This window comes from Oceanicaulis sp., assembly GCF_051859625.1.
Classification (GTDB): Bacteria; Pseudomonadota; Alphaproteobacteria; order Caulobacterales; family Maricaulaceae; genus Oceanicaulis.
Genome location: NZ_JBHYFH010000002.1, coordinates 32,783 through 57,548 on the forward strand (window position 1 = coordinate 32,783; position 24,766 = coordinate 57,548).

Consider the following 24,766-nt stretch of genomic DNA (forward strand, 5'->3'; position numbering starts at 1 on the left):
CGCAAGTCAGGCCCTAGAGGGCGCCTGGGGCGTAGGCGCCGGCGGGATTGGCCATGCGCGCCGCGTCATAGGCGCCGTCCGGGCGGGGCTCGCCGCGGCCGGCGATGATCTCGAGGCTCAGCTCGGTTTCCGTCTTGCCGGCGCCAGGATTGATGGCGATGCCGATGCCGACGCTGGAGCCGCGAAAACCGCCTGAGCCGAAGGTCTGACCGATTGAACCGCCGACGCGCACCGGCCGTTCGTCTTCATCGCCCTCGGTGTCGACCTGGCGGTGGACCACGGTGAACCAGTCATAGCCATTGGAAATCGCAAGCTCACCCGCGCGCCGCAAGGCCAGCCGCTCGATATCATCCTCATCCTGACCGCGCGCGCCGGTATAGCGGATACGCCAGCGATCATTCTCGATGCGATAGTCGGAATAGCCTGCGCCATCGGAATAGGCGCTGGACGGGCCATAGACCGGCCCGGCGCTGGAAGCGCAGGCGGCGAGGCTGAGTGCAGTCAGGCTGACAAGGAGGGCGCGAGGCATGGCAAATCTCCCGAAACGGATTTGCCGTCAGACTAACCTGATTGTCGTGGCGAAACAGGGGCAAACCCGAAGCTTGGGCGTAAAGGATGACGGTTCCGGTGTTCACAGGTTCAGTCACCAACAAAAAACGGCGCCCGCTACGGGCGCCGCTTCATGTCGTTCGATCAGGCGAAACGTCTTAGTATTCGGTGACGTAGAGCACTGCAGATGCGGTGCCGCCATTATAGGTGCCGACCCAGATGTCGTATTGACCGCTCTGGTTGAACACCATGGCCGGGTCCAGGCCGTTGGCGTCGTCATTGCAATACCAGCTGCCGTCCGGACCGTTGACCACAAGGGTGGTGTCTGAACCCGAGCGCGCGCCGATGGTCATGCGACCGCCCGACCACTGCAGACGCACGTCCGGCGCGTTGGAGATGTTGCCGGCGCAGCTTCCGCCCAAGCGAGAGGCGTTGATGGAGCCGCCTGCGACAATGTTCACTTCAGACGGATCCGGCAGGAATCCTGCATTCAGCGAGTACGTGCCGAAATTCGGGTTCAGGCTGAAATCTTGAGCGATGGCGGCGGTGCTGGCGACTGCGGCGATTGCGACGGCGGTCAGGAAGGTCTTTTTCATGGCGTCCCCCAAAAGAGATTAATTGAACTGACGATCATCGCCAGCGTAGCGCTCGCTTCGTCTTGGGTGCAAGTCGAACGCGAGTACCGGGGCACCATGCCCCGCTAAACATGAACGCAAGGTGATCGTTCTGGAAAACTGTATAAATTTGTTCTTTTTGAGGGTGTTGCGTGTGTCGGAGCGGGCGCTTCAGTCCAAAGCGAAGCGAGATTTCCTTTGAGTGTTCGACGGGGATTGAACAGAAAAAAGGCGGCGCCCGGGATGGACGCCGCCTTTGGGCGGTCGGTTCGAAGCGGAACGCCTAGTATTCGGTGACGTACAGGGTCGCCGGGGCGTTGGTTCCTTCATAGACGCCGACCCAGATGTCGTACTGGCCGGCCTCGCCGAAGCGGATGGCCGGATTGAGGCCATTCACGTCATCTGAGCAATACCATTCGCCGTCCGGACCATTCACCACCAGCGTGGTGTCGGCGTTGGAATTGGCGCCGATGGTCATCTCGCCGCCGCCCCACATCAGGCGGGCGTCCGGCGCGTTGGCGATGGCGCCCGCACAGCCCACATTGCCCGCATCAACCATGCCGCCGGCGGTGATTTGCAGCTCGGCGGGATCAGGCAGGAAGCCGGCGTCCAGCGAATGCGTGCCATAGGTCGGGTTCAGGGTGTAATCCTGAGCGATGGCGGCGGTGCTGGCGATTGCGGCGATCGCGACGGCGGTCAGAAAGGTCTTGTTCATGGCGTCCCCCAAGAAAGGTCTGTTCGTCTGGCGCCTGTCGCCAGCCCGGCTCGTCCGCCCTGTGTTGTAGAGTGGCGGCGAATGCAGGCGGACCTTGCCCCGTCAAAGATGAACGCAAGGTGATCGCGATCTGTAAATCGCAAAAATTTCATGGTTATCTCAGGGGGTTGGGGGAAGTCGCGCGCGTCCCCTCAGCCCGCGCTTGCCTTCTCGACGATCGAGATCAGCTCCACCGCCGAATCCGCAATCACCGTGCCGGGCGGGTAGACCGCCGCCGCGCCCATATCCTTCAGGATCGGGACGTCTTCGGGCGGGATGACGCCGCCGACGATGATGGTGATGTCGGGGCGGCCCATTTCGGCGAGCTGTTTCTTCAGCTCGGGCACGAGGGTGAGGTGACCGGCGGCCAGTGATGACGCGGCGACAACGTGGACGTCGTTTTCCACCGCCTGACGCGCGGCCTCTTCAGGGGTCTGGAAGAGTGGGCCGATATCCACGTCCCAGCCGAGATCGGCGAAGGCGGAGGCGACGACCTTCTGGCCGCGATCATGGCCGTCCTGGCCCATTTTGGCGATCAGGATGCGCGGGCGCCGGCCTTCGTTTTCAGCAAAGGCGTCAGAGGCTTCGAGCGCCTTCTTGACCTTTTCGTCATCACCTGAGGCTTTCAAGAACACCCCCTGAACCGATTTGATTTCCGCCTTGTGGCGACCGAACACTTTTTCCATGGCGTCCGAGATTTCACCTACCGTCGCCTTGGCACGGGCGGCCTCGACGGACAGCTGCAAGAGGTTGCCGCCGTGTTCCGCGGCGTTGGTCAGCGCTTCAAGCGCATGCTCCACGGCTTTCGGATCACGCTCCGCACGGAGCTTTTCAAGCTTGGCGAGCTGTTCGGCGCGGACCTTGGAATTGTCCACCTTCAGAACCGGAATGTCTTCAGGCTCGTTGAGGCGGAACTTGTTGACGCCGACAATCGTCTGCAGGCCGGAATCGATCTTGGCCTGGGTCTTGGCGGCGGCTTCCTCGATCCTGAGCTTGGGCAGGCCCTCTTCGATGGCTTTGGCCATGCCGCCCAGCGAATCCACTTCGGCGATGTGATCGAGCGCGCGGGCGGCGAGATCATGGGTCAGCCGCTCCACATAATAGCTGCCGCCCCAGGGATCGATGGCGTCGGTGAGGTGCGCCTCTGTCTCCAGCACCAATTGCGTATTCCGCGCAATCCGGGCGGAGAAGTCCGTTGGCAAGGCGAGCGCTTCATCCAGGCTGTTCGTGTGCAGCGACTGGGTATGGCCATCGACCGCCGCCATCGCCTCGACCGCGGTGCGGCCCACATTGTTGAACACGTCCTGGGCGGTCAATGACCAGCCCGAGGTCTGGCTGTGAGTGCGCAAGGCGAGGGATTTGGCGTTCTTGGGATCAAACCGCGCCTTCACAAGGCTGGCCCAGATCAGGCGCGCGGCGCGCATCTTGGCGATCTCCATGAAGTAGTTCATGGAGACGCCCCAGAAGAAGCTCAGACGCGGCGCGAAAGCGTCCACATCCAGCCCCGCCTCGACGCCAGAGCGAATGTAATCAAGACCGTCGGCGATGGTGTAGGCGAGCTCGAGATCGGCGGGGGCGCCGGCCTCCTGCATGTGATAGCCGGAGATCGAGATCGAGTTGAAGCGCGGCATCTCCTTGGCCGTATAGGCGAAAATGTCGGAGATGATCCGCATGGAGGGGCGCGGCGGATAGATATAGGTGTTGCGCACCATGAACTCTTTCAGGATGTCGTTCTGGATTGTTCCTGAAAGCTGTTTGGGGCTGACGCCCTGTTCCTCGGCGGCGACGATATAGAGCGCCAGAACCGGCAGCACGGCGCCGTTCATGGTCATGGACACGCTCATCTGATCGAGCGGAATGCCGTCAAAGAGCTGGCGCATGTCGAGGATGGAGTCGATGGCGACGCCCGCCATGCCCACATCGCCGATCACGCGCGGGTTATCGCTGTCATAGCCGCGGTGAGTGGCCAGATCGAAAGCCACCGACAGGCCCTTCTGACCGGCCTTGAGATTGCGGCGGTAAAACGCGTTTGATTCCGCAGCCGTCGAGAAGCCGGCATACTGACGGATCGTCCAGGGGCGCTGCACGAACATGGTGGGGTAGGGGCCGCGATGATAGGGCGCGGCGCCGGGATAGCCGTCGGTGAAATCGAGCCCGGCCACGTCTTCGGCGGTATAGGCGGGCTGGATCGGCAGCTCTTCCGCTGTCATGTGCGGCGCGCGCTCCGGCGCCGGGCCGGGCTGGATGTCAGGCTGGCCGAGGCCGATCTGGGTGAAATCAGGATGCTGGCTCATGAGCGCACTCCCAGGACGGCGTGGGCGCGTTCGCCATCATGCAGGCTATGGCTGCGCATATGGATGAAATGGTCGACGCCAGTGATGAGGCCTGGCTTGCCCGCAACCCAGATTTCTTGCGCGCCGGCCTGTTTGAGCGCTTCAGCCAGTTCTTCAGCCATGTCGGAATAGGCGTCGTCCGTACCGCAGATCACGGCGAGCTTGGCGCCTGACTCGGCGAACGCATCTGCGCAGGCGTCGATGTCGGCGTATTCGCGCGCGGAATCGGTTTCCACGCCGGACACGGCCAGCCGGTTTGAGGCGAAGCTGGCGCGGGCGTTGAAATCCGCCAGTGCGCCCAAAGTGGCGAGGAACGCCCTGGGCGCCTGACCGGTCTTTTCCGCATGGGCGTCTGCGGCGTCGCGCAGCGCTTCAAAGGGCTCGGCCATGCGCATATACCGCAAGGGCGGCCAGTTCTGCTCCGGCGCTTCCAGCAGGCGGATGGCGTGGCCTTGGGCGGCCGCTTCAAGCTTGTCGGCAAAGGGTTGCGGCGCCAGCGTCGGCGCATCGAGCTTGGGCGGCGTATAGCTGCGCTGACTCGCCTCGACGGGACGCTCTTCCAGATTGGCGTATTGCGTCACCCCGATCAGGCTTTCGCGGCCTTCAGCGTATTGCGCGACATAGGCGTCGCGGGTCTTGGCGACTTCGTTCTGGAGCCAGCCCGCCTTGACCGTTTCAAACAGGCCGCCGCGGCGTTCGATCTGCTGGAACAGGTCCCAGCCCGCCTGCGCCAGCCGGTGACCCAGGGTTTCGTGCAGATAGCTGCCGCCCGCCGGGTCTGCGGTCACGCCCAGATGGCTCTCTTCCATCAGCATGATCTGAAGATTGCGGCCGACACGTCGGGCGAAGGGAGTCGCCGCGCCCAGAGGTTCGTTGAACGGGCGCACAGTGATGGAATCCGCGCCGCCCGCAGCAGCCCCAAGGCCCGCGCAGGCGTTGCGGATCAGATTGGTCCAGGCGTCGCGCGCCGTCAGCATGCGCGAGGAGGAGATGGCGCAAATGCGCATGCCTTGCGCTTGCGGCGAACAGCCGAAGGCTTCCGCCACGCGCGCCCAGACACGACGCGCCGCGCGCAGTTTGGCGATGGTCAGATGCACGTCAGCATCGGCGGCGAAGCTGAATTCCAACGCATTGGCCGCCTGATCCGGCGTCAAACCATGATCGATGAAGGCGCGCATATAACTGGCGCCGCCGCCGCAGGCGAAAGCCAGCTCCTGCGCCGCTGAGCCGCCGGCTTCATGGGGGGCGTTGGCGGTGATGGAGACGACCTTGATGTTGGGCGCATGATCGGCGCACCAGGCGGCGGCCTCCGCCGTTCGCTTCAGGCGTTCAGGCAGGTTTTCCGCGCCGCCGCCGGCCAGGGATTTCTGACCGATGGGCGACAGGCCGAGCCCGCCTTTCAGCGTGCTCAGATCCAGTCCCTGATCGCGCATATAAGCCAGCGCCAGAGCCGCATATTGCGGCGCCATGCGTGAAGGCTGCAGATAAACCGGCGCGAGATCGAGCATGACCCCGTCCAGCACGGTTTTCAGCTCGTCGAGCGTCCGGACCGCGACGCCCATGGCGCCTGTAGGATCGAGGGTGAGCGCAATCTCACTGACCCCGCCTGACAGTTCGCTCAAGAGTGCAGCGTTTGCGGCCTTGGGGTCTGGATCGTCAATGATCTGGCGTATGCCCCAGGGCAGATAGGGGTCACGCTCCGCCGTCAATCCGCGCAGATAGGGCGCGGCGCCTGGCGTAGGCAGCGGTCCGATCTGGTCACGGTCTGTCCGCGTGAATAACGGTCCACGCGCGACACCGTCGAGGGTTTTGCGAACAAGCCGCTCCAGCGGGGCGCCCTTGAGGGCGGCCTCTGCCATGACACGCCATTGCGCGTCGTCGATGGCCTCAAATCCCTCGGCCAGGGGGCGGATAGAGTCAGTCATAGCGTGTGGGTACACCGGCTTCGCCGATTAGAAAAGCCGCCCGTGTCGGCGTTTCGCCACTGCGGAAAGCGGCCCAGCTTATCCGCCACCACCGCTCCGCCTTCTAAGCTGGGTCCTTGTCAGCGGTGAAAGGACCCATCCCCATGCAAGATCGCACCCCCCGGCTGGACCTGCCATGGCTGATGCCGGCCCAGGCCCAGAAACATGTGACCGTCAATGAGGCGCTGGCGCGTCTGGATATGCTGGTGCAAGCCAGCGTGCTGAGCCGCAGCCTTGCAGACCAGCCGCCAGCGCCAGCGGAAGGCGAGGGCTATCTGCTGCCAGACGCGCCTCAGGGCGAAGTCTGGTCATCGCACAGCGAAGGCGTGTTGATGGTGTTTCACGAGGGCGTCTGGACCGCCGTTCAGCCTTGGGCCGGGCTCGCGGTTTATGTGGCCGATGAAGCGGTGAACCTGGTGCATGACGGCGCACAATGGACCGCGCTCTCAGACCAGATCCGCACGCTGGGCGAACTTGAAGCGCTGGGAGTGGGGACGCAGGCGGATGCGGTCAATCGCGTCGCGATCAAGTCCACCGGCGTTCTGATGTCAGCTGATGACGCCGGGCCCGGCGATATGCGCCTCACACTGAACAAGTCAGACGCCTCGCGCACGGCGAGCCTGGTGTTTCAATCAAACTGGTCCGGCCGCGCCGAGTTCGGCCTGGCGGGCGAGGAGGCGTTTTCCATCAAGGTCTCAGAGGATGGCTCCAGCTGGCTGGAAGCGCTGAAGGTGTCGCACGCGGATGGCGTCGTGCGGCTGTCAGGGCTGGCGGTGCTCTCAGATCGGCTGAGCTTGAGCGCCAGTCACACGCCGGCAAGCGCGACTGCGCCGGGCGAGGCGGGCGCACTCTGTTGGGACGCCGCTTATCTCTATGTCTGCGTGGCGGCCAATCAGTGGCGACGCGTAGCGTTGGCCGCGTGGTGAGCGGGCGCACAGCTTCAGCCTAGCGCCGACTGGAGGCCAGCGCCTCGAACACGGCGCGGACTTCGCGATGCACCGGTGTGGTCATGATATGCCCTGACCGCTCCACCCAGTGCAAACGCGCATGGGGCGTGACTTCGGCGAGTCGTTGGGACGCGCGCCCCGGGCAGACCAGATCATAACGGCTCTGGATGATGTGAACCGGCATTGTCAGCCTGTGGGCGTTGTCCAGAATCTGCCCCGGTTCCAGAAAGCAGTCATGGGCGAAATACCAGGCCTCTAACAGCGAATGCGCAGTCAGCCAGTCGGCGCCGCGCTCGGCATAGTCCTTCTTGATCTCAGCATTGGACTTGTCCAGCCAGCCCAGGGTCTCTTCATACTCGCTCCAGCGATACAGAACCGACCTCTGCAGGATTTCCCGCGGAGTATCCGGATCTTCAAGCCCTGCCAGAAGCGGCCGCCCGGCGGCGATTTCATCTTGCATCCGTTCAAGCGCCCAAAGACGAAATTCGAGCGGGGTCTGACAGGCGGTCGGTACGCCCTGCATCAGGCGCTCGAGCGCGTCAGGCCGGATCGAGCCTGCGCCGGCAGGATCATGGAACCAGTCCATCTCTTCGCGCTCGCCGAGCATAACGCCTTCAATCACGAGGGTTTCAACACGGTCCGGATGGGTTTGCGCATAAGCGAGAGCCAGCGTGGAGCCCCAGGACGGACCAAACAGGGTCCAACGCTCCAGACCCAGCGCCTCTCGCACGCGCTCCATATCCTCGATCAGATGTGCGGTGGTGTTGGTCTCCAGCTCGAACAAGGGGCGTGAGCGACCGCATCCGCGCTGATCAAACAGAACGATATTCCATTTGCTGGGGTTGAAATACCGCCGGTGCCTCGGGCTCGCGCCGGAGCCTGGCCCGCCGTGAACGAATACAACGGTGGGCGCATCGGGGCTGCCCGAACACTCAACGTAGAGCGCGTTCGTATCGTCGGCTTGAACTTGGGCGCTGGAATAGGGCTCAAGCGCAGGAAAGAGCGGTGTCATCAAGGGCATTCAGTGGGACCTGACAAGGTTGGCGTGTGTAGTCCAGCGCATCAATTGTGTTTCTTCTAACGCTTGGTCAGGTGGTGATAATCCGACTCACTTCAAATCACATAGACAGGCGCACACCTTCTGATTGCAAGAAACCATCTTGGTGATCGCATTCAACAATGTTACTTATCTTTCTGCAAATGTTTGACAGGTAAGGCTTACTCATGACGCGTTCAGTGTTGTTCGTGGACGATGATGCGGTTGATCGCATGTTTCTTGAAATGAGTTTGAAAGAGAGCGGCCTCGATATCGATGCGACGTATTGTGAAAACGGCGTAGAGGCGATGAAGTCTCTCAGAGAAAAAACGCCGGATCTGGTTGTGACGGATCTGTCCATGCCTGAAATGAGCGGCATAGAGCTGACCCAGGCGCTAAAATCCGACGATGCATATAACAGTATTCCGGTGCTGATGCTGTCGACATCAAATAACAAATCCGATGTCCGCGATTTTTATAGTACATTCGGAAACGCTTATATCCGAAAACCGGAATCGATCGAAGGTTATGAGCGTGTGATCAAAGAAATTTCGCGATTCTGGTTTGGCCTCGTCGTGCATGCTGTTCAATAAATTTGAAGCCCCGGTTGGGCTAAAGGCAGTGTGAAGGCAAATCGGGCGCCTTGCCCCTCATGAGCCTCTGCGCTGATCTCTCCGCCATGGGCGGTGATGATGGCTTTACACAGTGCAAGGCCCAGACCGATCCCTTCCGGCGCTCTATCGCGTTCACCCTTGCCGCGAATCCGGGGCTCAAACAGGGTGTCGCGAATATCATCTGGCACCCCAACCCCGTTATCGGCCACTGTAATTTTGAGCCTGTCATGGATACGCCTCGCATCGACGCTGATCTTCAGCAATTGATCTGGGCGCGCGTATTTGACGGCGTTGGTCAGCAAATTTACGGCGACTTGCCGAATTAGATCGCGGTCGCAAAAGGCTTCGCCAAGGGGTGAAATCTCTACGCTGTCCGATTCGACTTTATGCACCGCCTGAACTTCATCGAGGGCTTCGTTGAAGATGCAGCTGATGTCTTCAAGGTTTGTATCGGGCGGTTGATCTCCGAGCTGAGCCAGGTTGAGAAAGCAGTCAACGATCGTGTTCGCCCGGGTAATGCATTCCGTCGCTTGCGCATAACGCTCGTCTCGCTCGGCTTTGTCCGTCGTCCGACCTGACAGTTGCAGGAAGATCGCGGCCTGTCGAAGTGGGGATTTCAGGTCATGAGCGACCATTCCTGAAAACCGGCTCAGAGCTTCATTGCTCTTCTTGATGCGCCCGATCGTCAGTGTCTGGGCGTCGAGTGAAGCGCGCAGATTGCGCAATTGGCGGTCAGCCTGATGCGCCGACTGCACATGGTTGCGGTGCATTTGCGACCAGAGGAAGAGCATGAAAGCCAGCATGGTCATCTGCAGGAGTGGCGTCAGGATATCCTGGATGGTGCTCGTCCGACTCAGCCGGGCAATCTGGGTGCGGGTGACCAGAGCGACTTGAGCTTCGAGAAAAGCCAGCTCTTGCAAGGCCGCAGCGTCATTAATGCGGACAGCATCATCGATCTCGTCAATTGGACGGTTTTCCGCCCGCATGCGTGTCACCACAGGCAATTGATCGCTATAAGCTGTGATGGTTCTGCGAAGATTGCCGAGCTCGACATCTAGGCCCAGCGACTCACTCGCGAGTAGAAGTCGGTCTATGCGGATCAGGATGGAATGGGCTTTGGCTCTCACCGTGTCCGAATACCGGGCGTCGCCGCGAAGCACATAGTTCTTGAAGGCGTGAATCATGCCGCCAAATCCGAACTCTTCATAGAGTTTGGCGGTCTCATGACGGGCAGTGGAGACGGTTTCGAATAGGGTGCTGCGCTGGCTGCGCACCTTTTGGCTGATCCAGAAGTCGCTAGCCGTCACGATGAGCAAGCCCGTGATGGCGAGTGCTATAAAGGTTTTGTGGCGCATTTTTCCCCCGGACGCTTAGGCCTCAAATCCTGTTGGCGAAACGCTTCTCGGGATTCAGGCCTCTGCGCGTTGCGTCGACCTTAGCGCACATGCATTTTCGCTCAAGGCGTGCGCGGTCAAGTTGAAAAACACTCAAGACCGTCCCGCCTATGATCGGAATCGACATCTGTTCGGAATGTAATCGGGGAATGGTGCCGCTAGAGTGAATTGAACACTCGACCTCTCCCTTACCAAGGGAACGCTCTACCCCTGAGCTATAGCGGCGTCCGGAAAGCAAGAGCAGGCTCTCGCGTCGTCGGAGCCGGGCTTATAGCGTTTGATTCTTCTCGCGCCAAGACCGGGCTTGACCTCTTTTGCAGATATAAGGCAGTTGAGAGCCCATGAGCACCTCAGATCACAAGCCTGCAAAGGGCGAAACACCGCCCACCGATCGAGAGCAGCGTCTGGCCCAGGCCTTGCGCGTCAATTTGCGACGACGCAAGGCGGCGGCGCGCAAGAGCGATGCGCCAAAACCGGGCGACGCGTCTTAAAGCGTTCAGCGCCCTTGCGTTCCAAGCGCGGCGCCCACAAATCATGGCCTCTGTGACGCCCTCATTTCGTCATTGTGCGAATGCCTCTACATACGGGCGCTGAAGGGTGGGGCGCTGGCGTCGGCGCACGCTTCAAGGACCATGAGGGCAGTATGGACAGCATTTCTATTCGCGGCGGATCGCGCCTTTCCGGTGACATCGAGATTTCAGGCGCGAAAAACTCCGCGCTCAAGCTGATGGCCGCCTGTTTGTTGACGGACGGGCCGCTGGAGCTGTCGCGCATGCCGCGGCTCGCCGACACGCGCTTTCTGGGGCATTTGCTGGCGCATCTCGGCGTCACTGTGGAAGAGCGCGCCGGTGCGAAGCTGTTCATGCATGCGAACGCTCTAGGAGACCCCTTCGCGCCCTACGATCTGGTGCGCAAGATGCGGGCGAGCTTTAATGTGCTCGGACCTCTGATCGCGAGGGTCGGCCATGCCAAGGTCTCGCTGCCGGGGGGCTGCGCCATCGGCGCCCGGCCCGTGGACCTGCATTTGCAGGCGCTTGAGGCGCTGGGGGCCGAGATCGAACTGTCCGAAGGGTATGTGAACGCCAAGGCGCCCTCAGGCGGGCTGACCGGCGCGCGGATCGTCTTTCCCATGGTCTCTGTGGGCGCCACCGAGCACGCCATGCTGGCGGCTGTTCTGGCGAAGGGCGAGACGGTGCTGGAAAATTGCGCCCGCGAGCCTGAAATCGCCGATCTGGCGGGCTGCCTGAACGCGATGGGCGCGAAGGTCAGCGGCGCCGGCACGGCCACCATCACCATCCAGGGTGTTGAGACGCTTCATGGCGCGGACTGGTCCGTGGTGCCGGATCGGATCGAAACGGGCACCTACGCCATGGCGGCCGCTGCGGTGGCGGGCGGCGACGTTCTGCTCAAGGATGCGATCTTTGATCATAATGGCGCGCTTTGGGACTTGCTGCGCAAGGCCGGGGTCGAGGTGCATGCGGAAGAGGGCGGCGTCCGTGTCCGGCGCAGTGGAGCGCTGAAGGCGGTTGATATGCAAACGGCGCCCTTTCCGGGGTTCCCGACAGACCTTCAGGCGCAATTCATGGCGCTGATGAGCCTGGCGGAGGGCGCTTCGGTGATCCGCGAAACCATTTTTGAGAACCGTTTCATGCACGCGCCGGAATTGTCGCGTCTGGGCGCCCGGATCGACGTGCGCGGCAATGAGGCGGTGGTGCGCGGCCCATGTGCGCTGAAAGGCGCGCCGGTGATGGCCACCGATCTGCGCGCATCTGTCAGCCTTGTCATCGCCGGTCTTGCTGCTGAAGGTGAGACAGTGGTCAACCGAATCTACCATCTGGACCGGGGATTTGAGCGCCTGGAGGACAAGCTGTCCGCCTGTGGCGCGCAGATTCGCCGCGTCGCTGAAACTGCGGAGAACTGAATGGCCGGCTACACGCCGATGCGCCTGCTGGCGCAATCCCCGGACGACCTCGCTGTGCTCTCGGCCGCGTTGCAGGACGCTGTGGGGCTGCTGGGCGATTTTCAGTATGAGCCGAAGGCGCGCCAGTTCACGCTGGCGCTCAACCGGTTCCGCTGGGAAGGGCCGAGCAAGGGGCATGGCGAGCGCGTGCGTGCCGCGCTGCAGGTCGGTTCTGTGCTCAAGGCGCAGGCCAAACGTCTCAATCAGACCAATGAAGACGGGGTGATCAGCCTGCTGGCGTTGGCGTTTGAGCCAGCCGAAGCGCCGGGCGGGGTGCTCAGCTTCACCTTTTCAGGTGGCGGTGAGCTGCGTCTTGAGGTGGAATGCATTGATATGGCTCTGGCGGACGTGTCCGAGCCCTGGCGGGCGGCGGCGCGGCCGAGCCATCCAGACGAAGACGAGGCATGACCCCGAGCAGGGTCGACAGGAGTTCTTTATGACCGATCAGCGCCTGGTCGCGGTCGAGCTTGACCAACTGACCATCGGCAAGGCCGATGAGGCCGTGGAGCATGAGCGCCGCGTGGCTATTGCTGATCTATTGGATTCCAACATGTTTCATCCCGCCGATTCCGAGGCGGGACCCTATGCGCTGCGTCTCGCCATTGAGGACCAGCGTCTGGTTTTCGACATCAAGCGCGAAAACGGCGAGGCCGTTCGCATGTTCGTGTTTTCGCTGGGGCCGCTGCGCCGCATCATCAAGGATTATTTCCTGATGTGTGAAAGCTATTACGCGGCTGTGCGCGACGCGCCTTTAGGGCAGATCGAGGCGATCGATATGGGGCGGCGCGGGGTTCACAACGAAGGCTCAGAGCTGCTGCGCGAACGTCTGGCGGGCAAGATCGAGGTGGATTTCGACACCTCACGGCGCCTGTTCACCCTGATATGCGCGTTGCATCGGCGAGGCGCCTGAGCATGGCGGTCCCCTCCGTCGTTTTTGTGTGCGGCCGCAATGCGGTGCGCTCTCCCATGGCTGAAGGCTTCTGGAAAGCGCGTTTCGGCGCCGATTGCCTGGCGCGATCGTGTGGTGTCGAGCCCGCCGCCTGGCCGGACGGTTTCATGATCAATGTGATGAGTGAGAGCGGCGTCGATCTGTCAAATTTCGAATGTCGCGATCTGGCTGACACCGCTGACGACCCGGTCGAACTGGTCGTGTGCCTGGCCCGGGACGCTGATCCCGCCGCCAGCGCCTTCGCCGAGGCGCGCGGGGCGGAGTATCACCTCTGGGCGATTCCCGATCCGGCGGCGGCTGAAGGCCGTCATGAAGCCCGTCTGGACGCCTATCGCGCTGCGCGCGACGACATAAAAGCGCGTATTTCAGCCTTTAATCCGGACTAGTCCTTACAACCGCGCTCGACGATCGCCGCGATCACGCTTATATAGCGGCTCGAGACCGCCCGACGCTGGCATGACATCTCATGCTAAAGCGTACGGGGTTTTTGCGTTTGGCGCACTCGCGCCTGATATACGCCATTGATCAAGAGGAGCTGCATGGCGAAGGAAGAACTGCTGGAGTTTCCAGGCGAAGTCGTGGAACTGCTGCCCAATGCGACCTTTAAGGTCAAACTGGAAAATGATCACGAAATCATCGCTCATACGGCGGGCAAGATGCGCAAGAACCGCATCCGCGTGCTGGCGGGCGACAAGGTTCTGGTCGAGATGACGCCTTACGACCTGACCAAAGGGCGCATCACTTATCGCTTCAAATAAGGTGAGCGTGACGCCTGATTCCGTGCGCGCGCCGTTTGTGCTGGCGAGCGCCTCTCCGCGTCGACGCGATCTGCTGGTCGGGATCGGCGCGACGCCCGATCAGATCGCGCCCACCGATATTGACGAGAGCGAGCGACCTGGCGAGCTGCCGCGCGACCTTGCGCTGCGGCTGGCGGTTGAGAAGCTCGCCGCCGCCCGGCACCCAGGCGCTTTTGTGTTGGCGAGCGACACGGTTGTGTCCGTCGGCCGCCGCATCCTGCCCAAATCGGAAGACCGGGAGACCGCCGAGGCGTGTCTGCGGCTTTTGAGCGGTCGCAATCACCGGGTCTATACCGGCGTCGCCGTGCGCGCGCCGGACGGTCGCGAGATCAGCCGCGTGGTCGAAACCCGGCTGGCTTTCAAACGGCTGAGCGAAGATGAACTCACCGCTTATCTCGATAGCGGGCAGTGGGATGGAAAAGCAGGCGGATACGGCATTCAGGGCCGCGCCGGCGCTTATATCAGCAAGCTGATCGGCTCTTACACCGGGGTGATGGGACTTCCGGTTTATGAGGCGCGGCAGATGCTGGTCGGATTGGGATATGTGTTTTGAGAATCGTCGCTGCTGATCATGTGGGAGAAACCCGCGCCGCCGTTCTCGATGGTGACCGCGCCATCGAGCTGCACCTGGAGCGCTGGTCCGAACGCGGTCAGCGCGCTTTGCGCGGTGAAGTGTTTCGCGCCCGGGTGACCAAGGTGGACGGATCGCTGAACGGCGCATTTTGCGAGATCGGACGCGGCCCGACGGCCTTCCTGCCGTTCGGCAAGGCGGGACGCCCAGAAGGCTTGCATGAAGGCGCCGCCATCGGCGTTCAGATCGCGCGCGAACAGTTTCAGGAAAAAGGCCCCACGCTGACCCTGTTTGAGGTCGAGCCGGGCGAAGCGCCGGAAATCGTGGTCGCCGCGCCGCCATTGGCCGAACGTCTGTCGATGATGTTTGAAGCGCCGGTGCGCACGCCCAAAGAGGCGGATATCGCCCTTGATGAGTTGTTTGACGAGGCGCTTGAGGCTGTGGTCCCGCTGCCGGGCGGCGGCAAGCTGGTCATTGAACCTGTCACCGCGATGACCGTGATCGATGTGGACGCCGCCGGTCGCCAGTCCCAGGGCGGCGCGCCGAAAATGGCGCTGGATCTGAACAAGACCGCGGCGCGCGAAGCTGCGCGGCAGATCCGTTTGCGCGGCATTGGCGGCGTCATCGCCATTGATTTCCTGCCGCTCAAGAAGAAACAGGACCAGAGCCAGCTCGACCAGACGCTGAAGGGCGCGTTCAAGCGCGACCCCGCCAAGGTCGATGTGGCGCCGTCCAGCCGGTTCGCCATCGTCGAGCTGGCGCGTCAGCGCCTGGGCCGCGCCCTGCATGAAATCGCCTGGGAACGCTTTGGCGTCGACAGTGTCGAAACCTGCGCGCTCGCCGCCTTGCGTCGTCTGGATGCGGAAGGTCAGGCCAAGCGCGGCGGTCGTCTGGCGCTGCTGGCCGGTAAAGAGGTTCACGCCTGGCTTGAAACCGATCCCATCGGATGGTCAAAGGCGATGAAATCGCGCCTCGGCGACCGGTTTGAACTGGTTCTGGATGAAGCCAAGGGGGCGCGCGATTTTGAGGTGCGCCCGCTATGAGCAAATCCAAACCCGGCTGCCCGATCTGCAAGAAACCTGTCGACCCGCAATACAAGCCCTTCTGTTCGGCTCGCTGCGCCGATGCAGACCTTGGGCGTTGGTTCTCAGGCGCTTATGCAGTGCCCGGCGAACCGGTTCCGCCCGAAGCCCTGCCGCCTGAAGCGCGCGGCGATGAGGAGGGCGGCGATCAACACTGATCCGCTCTCGACTACAAAAAAAGCCCCGCAGCTATGCTGCGGGGCTTTTGTTTGCTCTGAACCCTAGCGCTGGACGCTGATCCGCGCGTAAAGCACGCGACCGCGCGCATCATGCACCTTGGTGTCATAGCCCAGCGGCGTGTTCACGGTCGGCGCCGCTTCGTCAAAGACGTTCAGGGCGCCCAGAGAGGCGGTCAGCACATGGCCGCGCACCTCATCGCTCCAGCCCGCCTGAAGGTCATAGGCGGTCCAGCTGTCGATTTCAGCGCCGCCGTTTTCATCATCGTCATAGGACGAGATGAAGCGCGCTTGCGCATTGACGCTCCACGGCCCGTTTATCCAGCCGGCGCGGGCGCTGGCGCGCCATTGCGGCAGGGAGCGGGCGAAGTTGGTGAAGTTGCGGTTGCCTGCGGCTTCGATCGTGGTGTTGAGAACGGGGTCAAAGAGGGTGAATTCGTCGGTATAGACCGCGTCCAGCCCTGCATTGATCAGGCCGAACCGGCCCAGGTCCACGCCGTCATGGGCGAGCGCAAAGTCCACGCCCTGCGCCTCGACGCTGGGAGCGTTGACGAAGTTGGCGCGCACCAGCACCACGTCGCCAGCCTGGGACAGCTCGACGCGCGGGTCGTTATAAAGGCCGTCATCGGCGAAATCGGCGGCGAGGATGGCGTTGGCGCTTTCTTCGACGATCAGATCTTCGATCTCAAGCCGCCAGGCGTCCACGCGTGCGCTCCAGCCGGCCTTGCGCCAGCTGGCGCTCAGCGTGACGCTGTCAGAGGTTTCCGGATCGAGCGCCGTGGAGCCCACAGTGCGCACCGGGCGGAACAGGCTCTGATTGCCGATGGTCAGCGATTGCAGCGTCGTGGTGGCGCTGACTTGTTGATGCAGGGACGGCGCGCGGAAGGATTGCGACCAGCTCGCCGACAGGGTCAGGGTCTCGGTGACATCCACCGCCAATGCGACTTTGGGATCAGTGGAGGAGAACGCTTCAAGGTCCTCATATCGCGCCGCCAGCGTCAGCCGGGCGCGCTCGTGAAGCGGGATGACGCTTTCCGCGAACAGGCTGACCACGTCACGCTCGCCCGCATAATCGGGCCCGCCGACAATGAACAGGAAGGCGTCGTCATTGAAGGTCTGGCCGTGATCCACCTCAAGGCTTTCGGTGCGCAATTGGCCGCCCAGCGTCAGGGATACGTCGCCAGCAGGAAGCGCGAACAGCGCCGCCGTGGTCATGCTGGCGTCCAGGCTTGCGAGTTCGGAGGTGGAGGTGCGCACATCCTCGCCTAGCATCCAGTCAAGAAGCGCGGGGTCGTTATAGCGCGGATCTGACGGGTCTGTGACCAGGACGCCGGATCCGAACGGGTTGAACCAGTAACAGCCCGCGCTCTGATCGCCCGCGCTGGCGCCGGGCTGGCAATTGGCGCCGCCAAAGCCGTTGAGCGCAGCGTCGAGCCGCTCGCCGATATGGTCTGTGATGGTCGCTTCCAGCTCGTTGCGGGAATATGCGAGCGTCGCCGCCCCTGTCCATGCGCGTCCCAGAGCATCAAAGTCGTGCTCCAGCCCGGCGTCAAAGCGCAGCGTGTCATGGTCAAAGCTGCGCCGCGCTGCGCCGGCGTTCACCCCGCGCGGGCGTCCATTCCAGGTCAGCTCCCGACCGAAATAATTGCCCGGATGGGCGACGGGGATGGTGGGAAAGCTCAAGGCGGGCAGGGAAGGCGAGTTGCCGCGGGTCAGTTGCGTATCGGCCCAGGCCGCCCGCACGGTCAGGCGCGTATCGCCCCAATCGCCCGACAGCGCGCCATAGACATTCAGCCGACTCTCGTCCGGGATCAGAGAGAAGAACTGGCCGTAATCGAGCCGGCAATAGCCCGGCGTGCCGAATGCGGTATCCGCGCCCAGCACCAGCGGCTGGCCGCCCGCCGCCGCGCAGTCGCGATCAAGGATCACTTGCGGGCCGCCAGACGGGGTCGTCACTTCAAACCCTCCGCCCGGCGCCAGGATGTAATAGGCGCCCGGCTGGCCCAGAGCCGACAGGCCGGTGCCCGGGATGAAGTCGGTCTCAAACCCTTCCACGCCATCGGTGTCGCGATAGCTGATCGCGCCCGTGAGGTGCACAGCGCCCATCTCGGTCCCGGCGATGGCGGAGAGGATGGAGGTGAAACCCGCGCCGTCAAACCCGTCTGGTCCGCGCGCCTCGGCCTGGACCTGAAAACCCTCAAACCGGTCGCGAGTGATCACATTGACCACGCCCGCCACAGCGTCCGAGCCATGCAGCGGCGAGGCGCCGTCTTTGAGGATCTCGACTCGGCTGATGGCGATGTCGGGCACAAGCGCGTTCATGTCGACAAAGCTGGCGCCGTCGTCAGACGCGACCGATGAGGGCGTCTGGCGCACGCCGTTGACCAGCACCAAGGTCGCGCCCAGGCCCAAGCCGCGCAGATTGACGCTCGACGTGCCGGAGGTGTCGTTTTGCGTGCCCGGATCGTCATTGAACTCCGAGCCGACAATCGCGGGGTTGAACGCCAGCGCATCGCCCAGATCAGACAGGCCGCTAGCGGCGAGCGCCTCAGAATCAAGCGTGATCACAGGCCGGTCGCCTGTCTGCGCGCCGGGCGCGCGGCCGGCCGTGATGGTGATGACATCGTCGGTGACGGACTGGCCGAACGCCATGCCGCCTTCACCCAGAACGGCCATCAGGGCCAGCGCACTGACGCAGACTTTGTTTTTCATTGCTCGCCTCGGAGGTTTTAGTCGTATTCCTTGCAGAGCGCGTAGCAGCCCCCGGCCTGCATGGGCAAGCATGAAGGCAGACCGGACAAATCTGAAATTGACTGCACAAGACTGATTGGAGGGCATGGACAGCCCCGGCGCGCTTGCCTATAAACCGCGTCCTCAGCGCGACGCACATTGATTTGCGTCTCGCCGCCCGGGTAGCTCAGTTGGTAGAGCAGCGGATTGAAAATCCGCGTGTCGGTGGTTCGAATCCGCCCCCGGGCACCATTCTTCTTTTCCTTGCCCTGGCAGTCCTTCCTCGCTCCCGTTTCCGGGGCGACGCCACGCATCTCTGTCAGCGCCTATGAGAGCCGGGATGGTCAGCAGGTGAAAACCGGGGCGAGCCGGACTTTATGAATTTTGATATGAGTCCGACCTTGCTCGCGCGGGCTAGGCGGCGCGCTTTCGGGCCATGTGTGCAGGGTTGCAGGGAGCTGTAAATCTTCAGGTTTTTGCGTTCGCGCACATGCTTTAATATTTGCTAAGTAAAAGACAAAATTAAGGTTTTGCAAACCCTGCCTGTTAGGCTGTCATAACAGTATGACCTCTTATCCTCATGGTATGGAGGTCGCCAAAATGACAATTCGGACACTGAACACCTTTCTGATGAGCGCGGTTTCGGCTTCGGCCTTGAGCCTGGCGCTTTCAGCGGGCGCCATGGCGCATAACGGCCAGAAGCCGGATAGCGATGACCAAGTCACCTTGCGTCTGATTTCACCCTATTATGGCGACATCAATCCGTTCTACGGCGACATCAATCCGTTTTATGGCGATATCAACCCGTTCTATGGCGACATCAGTCCGTTCTGGGGGGATATCAGCCCGTTCTGGGGGGATATCAGTCCCTTCTATGGCGATATTGACGCGTTCTGGGGCGATATCGATGCGTTCTATGGCGACATTGACCCCTTCTACGGCGACATCGATGCTTTCTATGGCGATATCGGCGCTTTCTGGGGGGATATCGGTCCCTTCTGGGGGGATATCGACGCCTTCTGGGGCGATATCGGCGCCTTTAATGACAGCGAGTACGGCACGCTCCTGACCGATCTCAACGCGTTGTTTGACCGGGCGGAAGATATTTTCGGCCCGGCCTATCAAGGCGTCACGGGGACGGATTTTGAAAGCGGCTTCCAGGCCGAGCTGACCGCGCGCTTTGGCATTGATTTGGACGATGCGCGTACTCTGGAAGATATCAGCGCTGAAGACCGCGCCCGTTTCTTCCTGGAATTCTATGACGGCTTGATGCGCTATTCCGGCCGCGATCATGTGGATCACTGGATGCCTCAGATCAACTGGACGCCGCGACTGTCGCATGAGGCGGGCGCCGGAGCGCATGTGCGGGTTGGTCTGGTTGACTTCTCCGTCCCGTACCGGATGTCGGGCCTGACGGGTCGCAATAACGGTAATGACTATCTCAATTTCAATCACGGTCTCGGCGTCGCCAGCCTGATCGGCGCAGACCATGACGGCGAGGGGCTGATGGGCGTCGCGCCGGATGTCCTCTTGACCCTGTCCAATCCGTTTGATGAAAGCCTGAGCACGAACTGGACGGATGTGCGGTCGAGCGTGCGTCGTCAGGTCATGACGTCACACATCATGAATCTGTCGCTCGGCATGCCGGGCTGGACGTTCAACGAAGGCTGGGCGGATGTGCTGTCAGACAGGTTTGTTTCATGGTTCGCAGACAACACCTTGTTCGTCTTTGCTGCTGGCAATGACGGGGTCTCCCAGACAATTGATGTGAACTGGACCGATGTCCGCGAGGTCGAGAACCTTCTGATCGTAGGCTCTGTGAGCCCGACCGGCGAGATTTCCAACTTCTCAAACCGCCCCGGTGACGCCTGCTTCACGGTCCGCAATCAATGCGCCGAGGGCGCACGCCTGATGGACCGCTTCCTGGTGGCGCCAGGTGAAATGATCCTGATGCCGGACGGCGAGGGCGGTTATGTGCGTCTGTCCGGCACGTCCTTCGCGGCGCCGCTGGTGACCGGCGCAGCTGCGCTAGTCAAAGGCGAGTGGCGCTGGCTGGGTGCGGGCGATATTGCTGAGGTGCTGCTCTCCACCACGCAGGATCTCGGCGCGCCGGGCGTCGATCCGGTCTATGGACGCGGTCTGCTGGATGTGCAGGCGGCGTTGGGGCCGATCAACCGTGATGACTTGTACACCTATACTTGGCGTGGACAGCGCGTCTCCGCCAGTGAAGTCGGCTTCTTGAAGTCGCGCTTCAACCTGACAGACCAGTCCAGCATCACGGTCTTTGAAGACTTGCGCGACACGTTCCGCGATTTCGAAATGACTCTGGCAGAGCTGAGCCTGGGCGAAGAGGCGGTGAGCGCCAGCGCGGCCGCGGCCAACCAAAGCTATGTCTTTGAACGGGTCGGTCAGCCTGTGGGCGTCGATTTCCGACAGGGTCCGGCCCGGTCTTACGTCGTGGACCAGCGCAACGGCCTTGTGGTCAGCGCCTTCGCTTCGTCTCTCGATGCGGGGCAAGCCTGGGCGGACGGCGATCTGCCGTTCCAGGCCGGCATGGCGCTGGAAAACACGGAAGCCGGGTATCTTGTCCGCTTTGGTGTGGGCGAGGGCGCCTTGGCGTTCAGCGAGGATAGCGGGTTTGGGCTGGCGAGCGACTTCCGCCCTGAAACCGGCGGCGTCAATCCGCTGCTGGGATACGCTTCGGGCGGTCCGTTCGCCATGGCGGGCTTTGACATGGGGACGGATACCCGTCTGTCCATCGCCGCCAGCACGACACGCGACTCCTATACGTTCAGCAATCCATTGACGGGCGAACGCACCGCAATTTTTGAAACTCTTGACGCGTACGCCGCATCAGCTGTGGCGCTGGATCTGCGCCACCAGCTCAATGACGTGACCTCGCTTCAGGCTGGCTATACCCACCTGTCCGAAGAGGCGGCCCTTCTGGGCGGCCAGGGCCTGGGCGTTCTGGCGTTTGACGGCGGCTCTGAAACTGACGCGCTGACCTTCGGCGCTGATATGCGACTTGGCGACAGCATGCAGCTGAGTGTTTCAGGCGCAGTCGCCCGTACGGCGGCGACGGCGTATGGCGATGCGGGCATGGCCTTGTCTGATCCAGCTCTGTCCACCGCCTTCCAGGTGTCGCTCAGCCGGAACAACATCCTGCGACGCGGGGACGCCGTGCGTGCATCCTTCATCCAGCCTTTGCATGTGGAAAGCGGCGTGGTCGAGTATTCCGGCCTGGCCGTGACGGACGCGGAAACCGGGACGCTCGGGGTGCAAACCCAGCGCTGGCGCCTGGGTGGAGATCGCCCGCTGGCGATGGAAATGCTGTATGGCATGGACGCGTTTGACGGCCGTCTCAGCCTGAACGCTTTCGGGCGAGTGGAAGGTCCGAACGCGGATTTCCAGGCGCCGGGCGCCAATTGGGCGGGCGGCATGCGAGCCCGCCTGCGCTTCTGATCACCTTGAGGCCGCACCGACTGGACTGTCTTCAACGGTGCGGCCTCAAAGTCGATACGGATGATTCCGGGAATATTAAGAATACACGTGTAAGTTATTCTTAGTATTTTGTTATGGGGGTCATCTGATGTTGCGAGCTGTACTGGCCGCTTTCATCTTGCTGTCTTTCGTCTCGTCCCAATCTTTTGGGCAGGCGGCTCCGTCTATCTATGATGCTCTGATTGAAGAGGCTCAGGCCGCCATGATGGCGGATCCGGCGCAGGCTCTGGCCAGCGCCCAAGCGGCTGAAGCCCAAGCGGAAACCAACAACCGGACAGAAGGACATGCGCACTCCGTAGCGGCGGCTCTTTGGCTGCAAGGAGAAGCGTTGACCCGGCTTGGACGCGCCAATGACGCCGGCCCTGTGGTGGACCGCGCCATATCCCTGTTGGGCGTTTCCCCGCCCCCCACACGATTGTATGCCGATCTTCTGGTCGCGCGCGGGCGCATCGCGAAAGACCGTGGAGACTATGCGCTGGCGCTTGATAGCATGGGGCAGGCCTATGATATTTATCTTGAAATTGGTGCGCTGAGAAATCAGTCCATTGTGCTTCAGACCATCGGTTCGATTTATTCCGCCAGCGGGCGATATCAGCAGGCGATCGAACATTTTTCCGATGCGGCTGAGCGGTACGAAGACCCCGTTCTGGAACTGGCCGCCTCAAACAATATGGCGAACGCCTATCGCGAAATGGGCCGCTATGACGAGGCGCTGACCGCATTTGAGGCGGCGCTTCAGATCGCAGACTCCATGGGCAGTCAGGTGCTGCAGGCTCGCATCCTGAACAATCTGGGGGCGCTGCATGCGGCCAACTCAGCCTATGACGAAGCCGACCAGGTGATTGATCAGGCTTTTACGCTGTTTGATGGGCAGGAAGCCGGCGAATGGTCGCGTTTCCTGTATGGAGTGCGGGCGCAGACGGCGCTGGGTCGCGGCGAGCTGGAGGCCGCCCGCGATGCGATCGAGCGCACGTTTGATGGCGTGCCGCTGGACGCGTCGACCCAGCCTTTCACGGACTTTCATGAAACGGCCGTCGAAATCTATACCCGTTTGGGCGAGTTCGAGCGCGCTCTGGACCATGCGCAAGCCTTCAAGCGGCTTGAAGACGCTTCGCGCGATATCGCTGCGTCCGCGAACACGGCCTTGCTGGCCGCGCAATTTGAATTCACTGAGCAAGAATTGCAGATCAACCAGTTGCGCACGACAGGCCTTGAGCAAGACCTGGCGCTGGCGACGGCTCGCAGCCGAACCCGGCTGATCGGCGCCGGAGCGGCCCTGTTTCTCATTTTTGGCGCCTTGCTGTTCAGCCTGTATCTCTATCGGGCCTCCAAAGAGCGACAGGCGATCCTCGCGAATGCGCTTTACACCGACGCCATGACGGGACTGCCCTCTCGCAGCGCGCTGGAGCGCACGCTCGCCAAAGCCCAGGCGCGTGATCGTGAAGTGGCGTTGCTCGTGGTCAGCATCAACCGGCGCGACGCCTTGAACGGGGCGCTTGGTTTTGGCGCCTTCGCTGATTTGTGTGTGCAGCTGGCTGAACGCTTGAAGACGGATTCGGCGACTGAGAAGGTCGGACTGATCGCCACGGGCGATTTGGGCGTGATCCTGGATTACGCCCCGCAGGACTCCTTGCTGGATGAGGACTATCTCGAGCAAGTGGCGATGCGTTTGCACCGGCTGGTGCAGGAGCCGTTCAAGATCGATGACATCGATATCGACCTGACGGTGACGGTCGGCGGCATGCCCCATGAGGGGAATGATTGTATCAAGCAAGCGATGATCGCGGTGGAACAGGCGCGTGAGACGCATGTGGCTTTTGCACGTTTTGACGCCAAGGCGTTCGGCGACCCGTCTGAGAATCTGGCGTTGATGAGCCGTATGGCCGTCGCCATTTCCGAAGGTCATATGGACCTGCATTATCAGCCCAAGTTGAATTTACGCACCGGCCAGTTTGATGGCGCTGAAGCGCTGGCGCGCTGGCATGATCCCAAAACCGGAAATATCTCGCCCGGCCAGTTCGTGCCGCTGGCTGAGGAAACCGGCCATATCTGGCGTCTGACGGAATGGGCGCTCAAGCGCATCGCGCGCGATCAGCTCGCCTTGTCTCGCGCGGGTCATGATGTGGCTTTGTCGATCAATATTTCAGGGTCTTTGCTTACAGATCCCGATTTTGCCGCGCTCGCCGCCCGGATCGCGGCGCAAGCGCCGGGCCAGCTGATCTTCGAGATCACGGAAACCGCGATCGTATACGACATGAAACGCGCGGCGCACACATTGGAGCAATGGGTTCGGGCCGGCGTGAAATTGTCTATTGATGATTACGGCGTCGGTCAGTCTTCGCTGGCTTATCTGAAGGATTTGCAAGCGCATGAATTGAAGCTCGACCGCTTCTTCTTGCAAGATTTCAACGACTCCCATCGCGATCGTTTGCTGGTTCGTTCCTCAGTGGAGATGGCCCACACCCTGGGCATGCAATGCACGGTCGAGGGCGTGGAAGATGCCGACATGTTGCCAGCGCTGCAGGGGCTTGGGGCTGATTGGGCGCAGGGCTTTGGCCTGGCGCGCCCCATGCCGGTGATGGATCTGGTCGGCCTGTTCCAGCATCAGGCGGAAGGCGAGGCGCCGTTAAGCCGGACCCGCCCCTGACATCAGCAAATCGCAAACGGTCTTCACGCTGTGAAGCTGAAGCTTCCAGAGCACCGCTAGTCATTCTGGCGGGATTTGCGTTTCGAGCCCTCTTGTTCGGGTTGAATTGGCCCTTGAAAAACCCGTTAATGGCGCATTCAGGCGTTTG

21 protein-coding genes and 2 tRNA genes are annotated in these 24,766 nt (G+C 61.9%); 14 read left to right on the plus strand and 9 right to left on the minus strand.

The window, feature by feature from the left end; genetic code table 11:
* Positions 1–13: 13 nt before the first annotated feature.
* The 5 genes from ACTIGF_RS09630 to ACTIGF_RS09650 all read right to left on the minus strand — a co-directional run bounded on the left by ACTIGF_RS09630 (position 14) and on the right by ACTIGF_RS09650 (position 6,175).
* Entirely contained in the window at positions 14–529 is a 516-nt protein-coding gene (locus ACTIGF_RS09630) for a CC0125/CC1285 family lipoprotein (RefSeq protein ID WP_439636689.1), read from the minus strand.
* 178 nt (positions 530–707) lie between these two features.
* Positions 708–1,145, minus strand: coding sequence for a peptidase S1 (locus ACTIGF_RS09635; protein WP_439636690.1), 438 nt, complete (start codon positions 1,143–1,145; stop codon positions 708–710).
* A 301-nt stretch (positions 1,146–1,446) separates the two neighbouring features.
* On the minus strand, positions 1,447–1,878 hold the full coding sequence (locus tag ACTIGF_RS09640) for a hypothetical protein (protein ID WP_022701919.1): 432 nt from the start codon (positions 1,876–1,878) through the stop codon (positions 1,447–1,449).
* Between the two features lie 191 nt (positions 1,879–2,069).
* On the minus strand, positions 2,070–4,211 hold the full coding sequence (gene scpA / locus ACTIGF_RS09645) for a methylmalonyl-CoA mutase (protein WP_439636691.1): 2,142 nt from the start codon (positions 4,209–4,211) through the stop codon (positions 2,070–2,072).
* A complete protein-coding gene (locus ACTIGF_RS09650; protein WP_439636692.1) occupies positions 4,208–6,175 on the minus strand; it encodes a methylmalonyl-CoA mutase family protein in 1,968 nt (655 codons plus the stop codon). The genes scpA and ACTIGF_RS09650 overlap by 4 nt, the downstream gene beginning before the upstream one ends.
* 143 nt (positions 6,176–6,318) lie before the next feature.
* Between ACTIGF_RS09650 and ACTIGF_RS09655 the strand changes: the two genes are divergently transcribed.
* Positions 6,319–7,140 (plus strand): DUF2793 domain-containing protein, encoded by an 822-nt coding sequence (locus ACTIGF_RS09655; protein ID WP_439636693.1) that lies wholly within the window; start codon positions 6,319–6,321, stop codon positions 7,138–7,140.
* 19 nt (positions 7,141–7,159) lie between these two features.
* Here ACTIGF_RS09655 and ACTIGF_RS09660 read toward each other — a convergent pair whose 3' ends face one another.
* The gene (locus tag ACTIGF_RS09660) at positions 7,160–8,173 is read right to left on the minus strand and encodes an alpha/beta fold hydrolase (RefSeq protein ID WP_439636694.1); all 1,014 of its coding nucleotides are present in this window, start codon (positions 8,171–8,173) and stop codon (positions 7,160–7,162) included.
* A gap of 212 nt (positions 8,174–8,385) precedes the next feature.
* Between ACTIGF_RS09660 and ACTIGF_RS09665 the strand changes: the two genes are divergently transcribed.
* Complete coding sequence (locus ACTIGF_RS09665) at positions 8,386–8,790, plus strand: response regulator (RefSeq protein WP_439636695.1); 405 nt, start codon at positions 8,386–8,388, stop codon at positions 8,788–8,790.
* Here ACTIGF_RS09665 and ACTIGF_RS09670 read toward each other — a convergent pair.
* On the minus strand, positions 8,784–10,166 hold the full coding sequence (locus ACTIGF_RS09670; protein ID WP_439636696.1) for a sensor histidine kinase: 1,383 nt from the start codon (positions 10,164–10,166) through the stop codon (positions 8,784–8,786). The two genes, ACTIGF_RS09665 and ACTIGF_RS09670, sit on opposite strands and share 7 nt — an antisense overlap.
* Before the next feature lie 189 nt (positions 10,167–10,355).
* Positions 10,356–10,430: transfer RNA gene (locus ACTIGF_RS09675), tRNA-Thr, on the minus strand.
* Between the two features lie 116 nt (positions 10,431–10,546).
* On the opposite strand from ACTIGF_RS09675, the gene ACTIGF_RS09680 reads away from it, so the two are divergent.
* From ACTIGF_RS09680 to ACTIGF_RS09720, 9 genes are all read left to right on the plus strand, one after another.
* A complete protein-coding gene (locus tag ACTIGF_RS09680) occupies positions 10,547–10,696 on the plus strand; it encodes a hypothetical protein (protein WP_439636697.1) in 150 nt (49 codons plus the stop codon).
* A 152-nt stretch (positions 10,697–10,848) separates the two neighbouring features.
* Entirely contained in the window at positions 10,849–12,126 is a 1,278-nt protein-coding gene (murA, locus tag ACTIGF_RS09685; protein WP_439636698.1) for a UDP-N-acetylglucosamine 1-carboxyvinyltransferase, read from the plus strand.
* Positions 12,127–12,573, plus strand: a complete 447-nt coding sequence (locus ACTIGF_RS09690) for a DUF2948 family protein (protein ID WP_439636699.1) — start codon at positions 12,127–12,129, stop codon at positions 12,571–12,573.
* Positions 12,574–12,601: 28 nt separating this feature from the next.
* Entirely contained in the window at positions 12,602–13,075 is a 474-nt protein-coding gene (locus ACTIGF_RS09695; protein WP_439636700.1) for a UPF0262 family protein, read from the plus strand.
* A gap of 2 nt (positions 13,076–13,077) precedes the next feature.
* A complete protein-coding gene (locus ACTIGF_RS09700; protein WP_439636701.1) occupies positions 13,078–13,500 on the plus strand; it encodes a low molecular weight phosphatase family protein in 423 nt (140 codons plus the stop codon).
* Between the two features lie 153 nt (positions 13,501–13,653).
* Entirely contained in the window at positions 13,654–13,872 is a 219-nt protein-coding gene (gene infA, locus ACTIGF_RS09705; protein ID WP_009800516.1) for a translation initiation factor IF-1, read from the plus strand.
* A gap of 7 nt (positions 13,873–13,879) precedes the next feature.
* A complete protein-coding gene (locus tag ACTIGF_RS09710) occupies positions 13,880–14,464 on the plus strand; it encodes a Maf family protein (RefSeq protein WP_439636702.1) in 585 nt (194 codons plus the stop codon).
* A complete protein-coding gene (locus tag ACTIGF_RS09715) occupies positions 14,461–15,525 on the plus strand; it encodes a ribonuclease E/G (RefSeq protein ID WP_439636703.1) in 1,065 nt (354 codons plus the stop codon). The genes ACTIGF_RS09710 and ACTIGF_RS09715 overlap by 4 nt, the downstream gene beginning before the upstream one ends.
* A complete protein-coding gene (locus ACTIGF_RS09720; protein WP_022701932.1) occupies positions 15,522–15,722 on the plus strand; it encodes a DNA gyrase inhibitor YacG in 201 nt (66 codons plus the stop codon). The genes ACTIGF_RS09715 and ACTIGF_RS09720 overlap by 4 nt, the downstream gene beginning before the upstream one ends.
* A gap of 63 nt (positions 15,723–15,785) precedes the next feature.
* Here ACTIGF_RS09720 and ACTIGF_RS09725 read toward each other — a convergent pair whose 3' ends face one another.
* Entirely contained in the window at positions 15,786–18,452 is a 2,667-nt protein-coding gene (locus tag ACTIGF_RS09725; RefSeq protein WP_439636704.1) for a TonB-dependent receptor domain-containing protein, read from the minus strand.
* 194 nt (positions 18,453–18,646) lie between these two features.
* Between ACTIGF_RS09725 and ACTIGF_RS09730 the strand changes: the two genes are divergently transcribed.
* The 3 genes from ACTIGF_RS09730 (at position 18,647) to ACTIGF_RS09740 (ending at position 24,618) form a co-directional block, all read left to right on the plus strand.
* Positions 18,647–18,722 (plus strand) — tRNA-Phe (locus tag ACTIGF_RS09730).
* A 348-nt stretch (positions 18,723–19,070) separates the two neighbouring features.
* Positions 19,071–21,932 carry a S8 family peptidase gene (locus tag ACTIGF_RS09735; protein WP_439636705.1) on the plus strand — a complete coding sequence of 954 codons (2,862 nt, stop codon included), beginning with the start codon at positions 19,071–19,073 and terminating at the stop codon, positions 21,930–21,932.
* 127 nt (positions 21,933–22,059) lie between these two features.
* Positions 22,060–24,618 carry an EAL domain-containing protein gene (locus tag ACTIGF_RS09740; protein WP_439636706.1) on the plus strand — a complete coding sequence of 853 codons (2,559 nt, stop codon included), beginning with the start codon at positions 22,060–22,062 and terminating at the stop codon, positions 24,616–24,618.
* Positions 24,619–24,766 lie beyond the last annotated feature (148 nt).

Excerpts from the sequence above, each read along its gene's own strand:
- ACTIGF_RS09700 (WP_439636701.1), top strand. The coding sequence starts at position 13,078 with ATGGCGGTCCCCTCCGTCGTTTTTGTGTGCGGCCGCAATGCGGTGCGC.
- ACTIGF_RS09695 (WP_439636700.1), top strand. The coding sequence starts at position 12,602 with ATGACCGATCAGCGCCTGGTCGCGGTCGAGCTTGACCAACTGACCATC.
- ACTIGF_RS09655 (WP_439636693.1), top strand. The coding sequence starts at position 6,319 with ATGCAAGATCGCACCCCCCGGCTGGACCTGCCATGGCTGATGCCGGCC.
- murA (WP_439636698.1), top strand. The coding sequence starts at position 10,849 with ATGGACAGCATTTCTATTCGCGGCGGATCGCGCCTTTCCGGTGACATC.
- ACTIGF_RS09735 (WP_439636705.1), top strand. The coding sequence starts at position 19,071 with ATGACAATTCGGACACTGAACACCTTTCTGATGAGCGCGGTTTCGGCT.
- ACTIGF_RS09650 (WP_439636692.1), bottom strand. The coding sequence starts at position 6,175 with ATGACTGACTCTATCCGCCCCCTGGCCGAGGGATTTGAGGCCATCGAC.
- ACTIGF_RS09640 (WP_022701919.1), bottom strand. The coding sequence starts at position 1,878 with ATGAACAAGACCTTTCTGACCGCCGTCGCGATCGCCGCAATCGCCAGC.
- ACTIGF_RS09680 (WP_439636697.1), top strand. The coding sequence starts at position 10,547 with ATGAGCACCTCAGATCACAAGCCTGCAAAGGGCGAAACACCGCCCACC.
- infA (WP_009800516.1), top strand. The coding sequence starts at position 13,654 with ATGGCGAAGGAAGAACTGCTGGAGTTTCCAGGCGAAGTCGTGGAACTG.
- ACTIGF_RS09670 (WP_439636696.1), bottom strand. The coding sequence starts at position 10,166 with ATGCGCCACAAAACCTTTATAGCACTCGCCATCACGGGCTTGCTCATC.
- ACTIGF_RS09660 (WP_439636694.1), bottom strand. The coding sequence starts at position 8,173 with ATGACACCGCTCTTTCCTGCGCTTGAGCCCTATTCCAGCGCCCAAGTT.
- ACTIGF_RS09740 (WP_439636706.1), top strand. The coding sequence starts at position 22,060 with ATGTTGCGAGCTGTACTGGCCGCTTTCATCTTGCTGTCTTTCGTCTCG.
- scpA (WP_439636691.1), bottom strand. The coding sequence starts at position 4,211 with ATGAGCCAGCATCCTGATTTCACCCAGATCGGCCTCGGCCAGCCTGAC.
- ACTIGF_RS09720 (WP_022701932.1), top strand. The coding sequence starts at position 15,522 with ATGAGCAAATCCAAACCCGGCTGCCCGATCTGCAAGAAACCTGTCGAC.
- ACTIGF_RS09690 (WP_439636699.1), top strand. The coding sequence starts at position 12,127 with ATGGCCGGCTACACGCCGATGCGCCTGCTGGCGCAATCCCCGGACGAC.
- ACTIGF_RS09630 (WP_439636689.1), bottom strand. The coding sequence starts at position 529 with ATGCCTCGCGCCCTCCTTGTCAGCCTGACTGCACTCAGCCTCGCCGCC.
- ACTIGF_RS09635 (WP_439636690.1), bottom strand. The coding sequence starts at position 1,145 with ATGAAAAAGACCTTCCTGACCGCCGTCGCAATCGCCGCAGTCGCCAGC.
- ACTIGF_RS09725 (WP_439636704.1), bottom strand. The coding sequence starts at position 18,452 with ATGAAAAACAAAGTCTGCGTCAGTGCGCTGGCCCTGATGGCCGTTCTG.
- ACTIGF_RS09665 (WP_439636695.1), top strand. The coding sequence starts at position 8,386 with ATGACGCGTTCAGTGTTGTTCGTGGACGATGATGCGGTTGATCGCATG.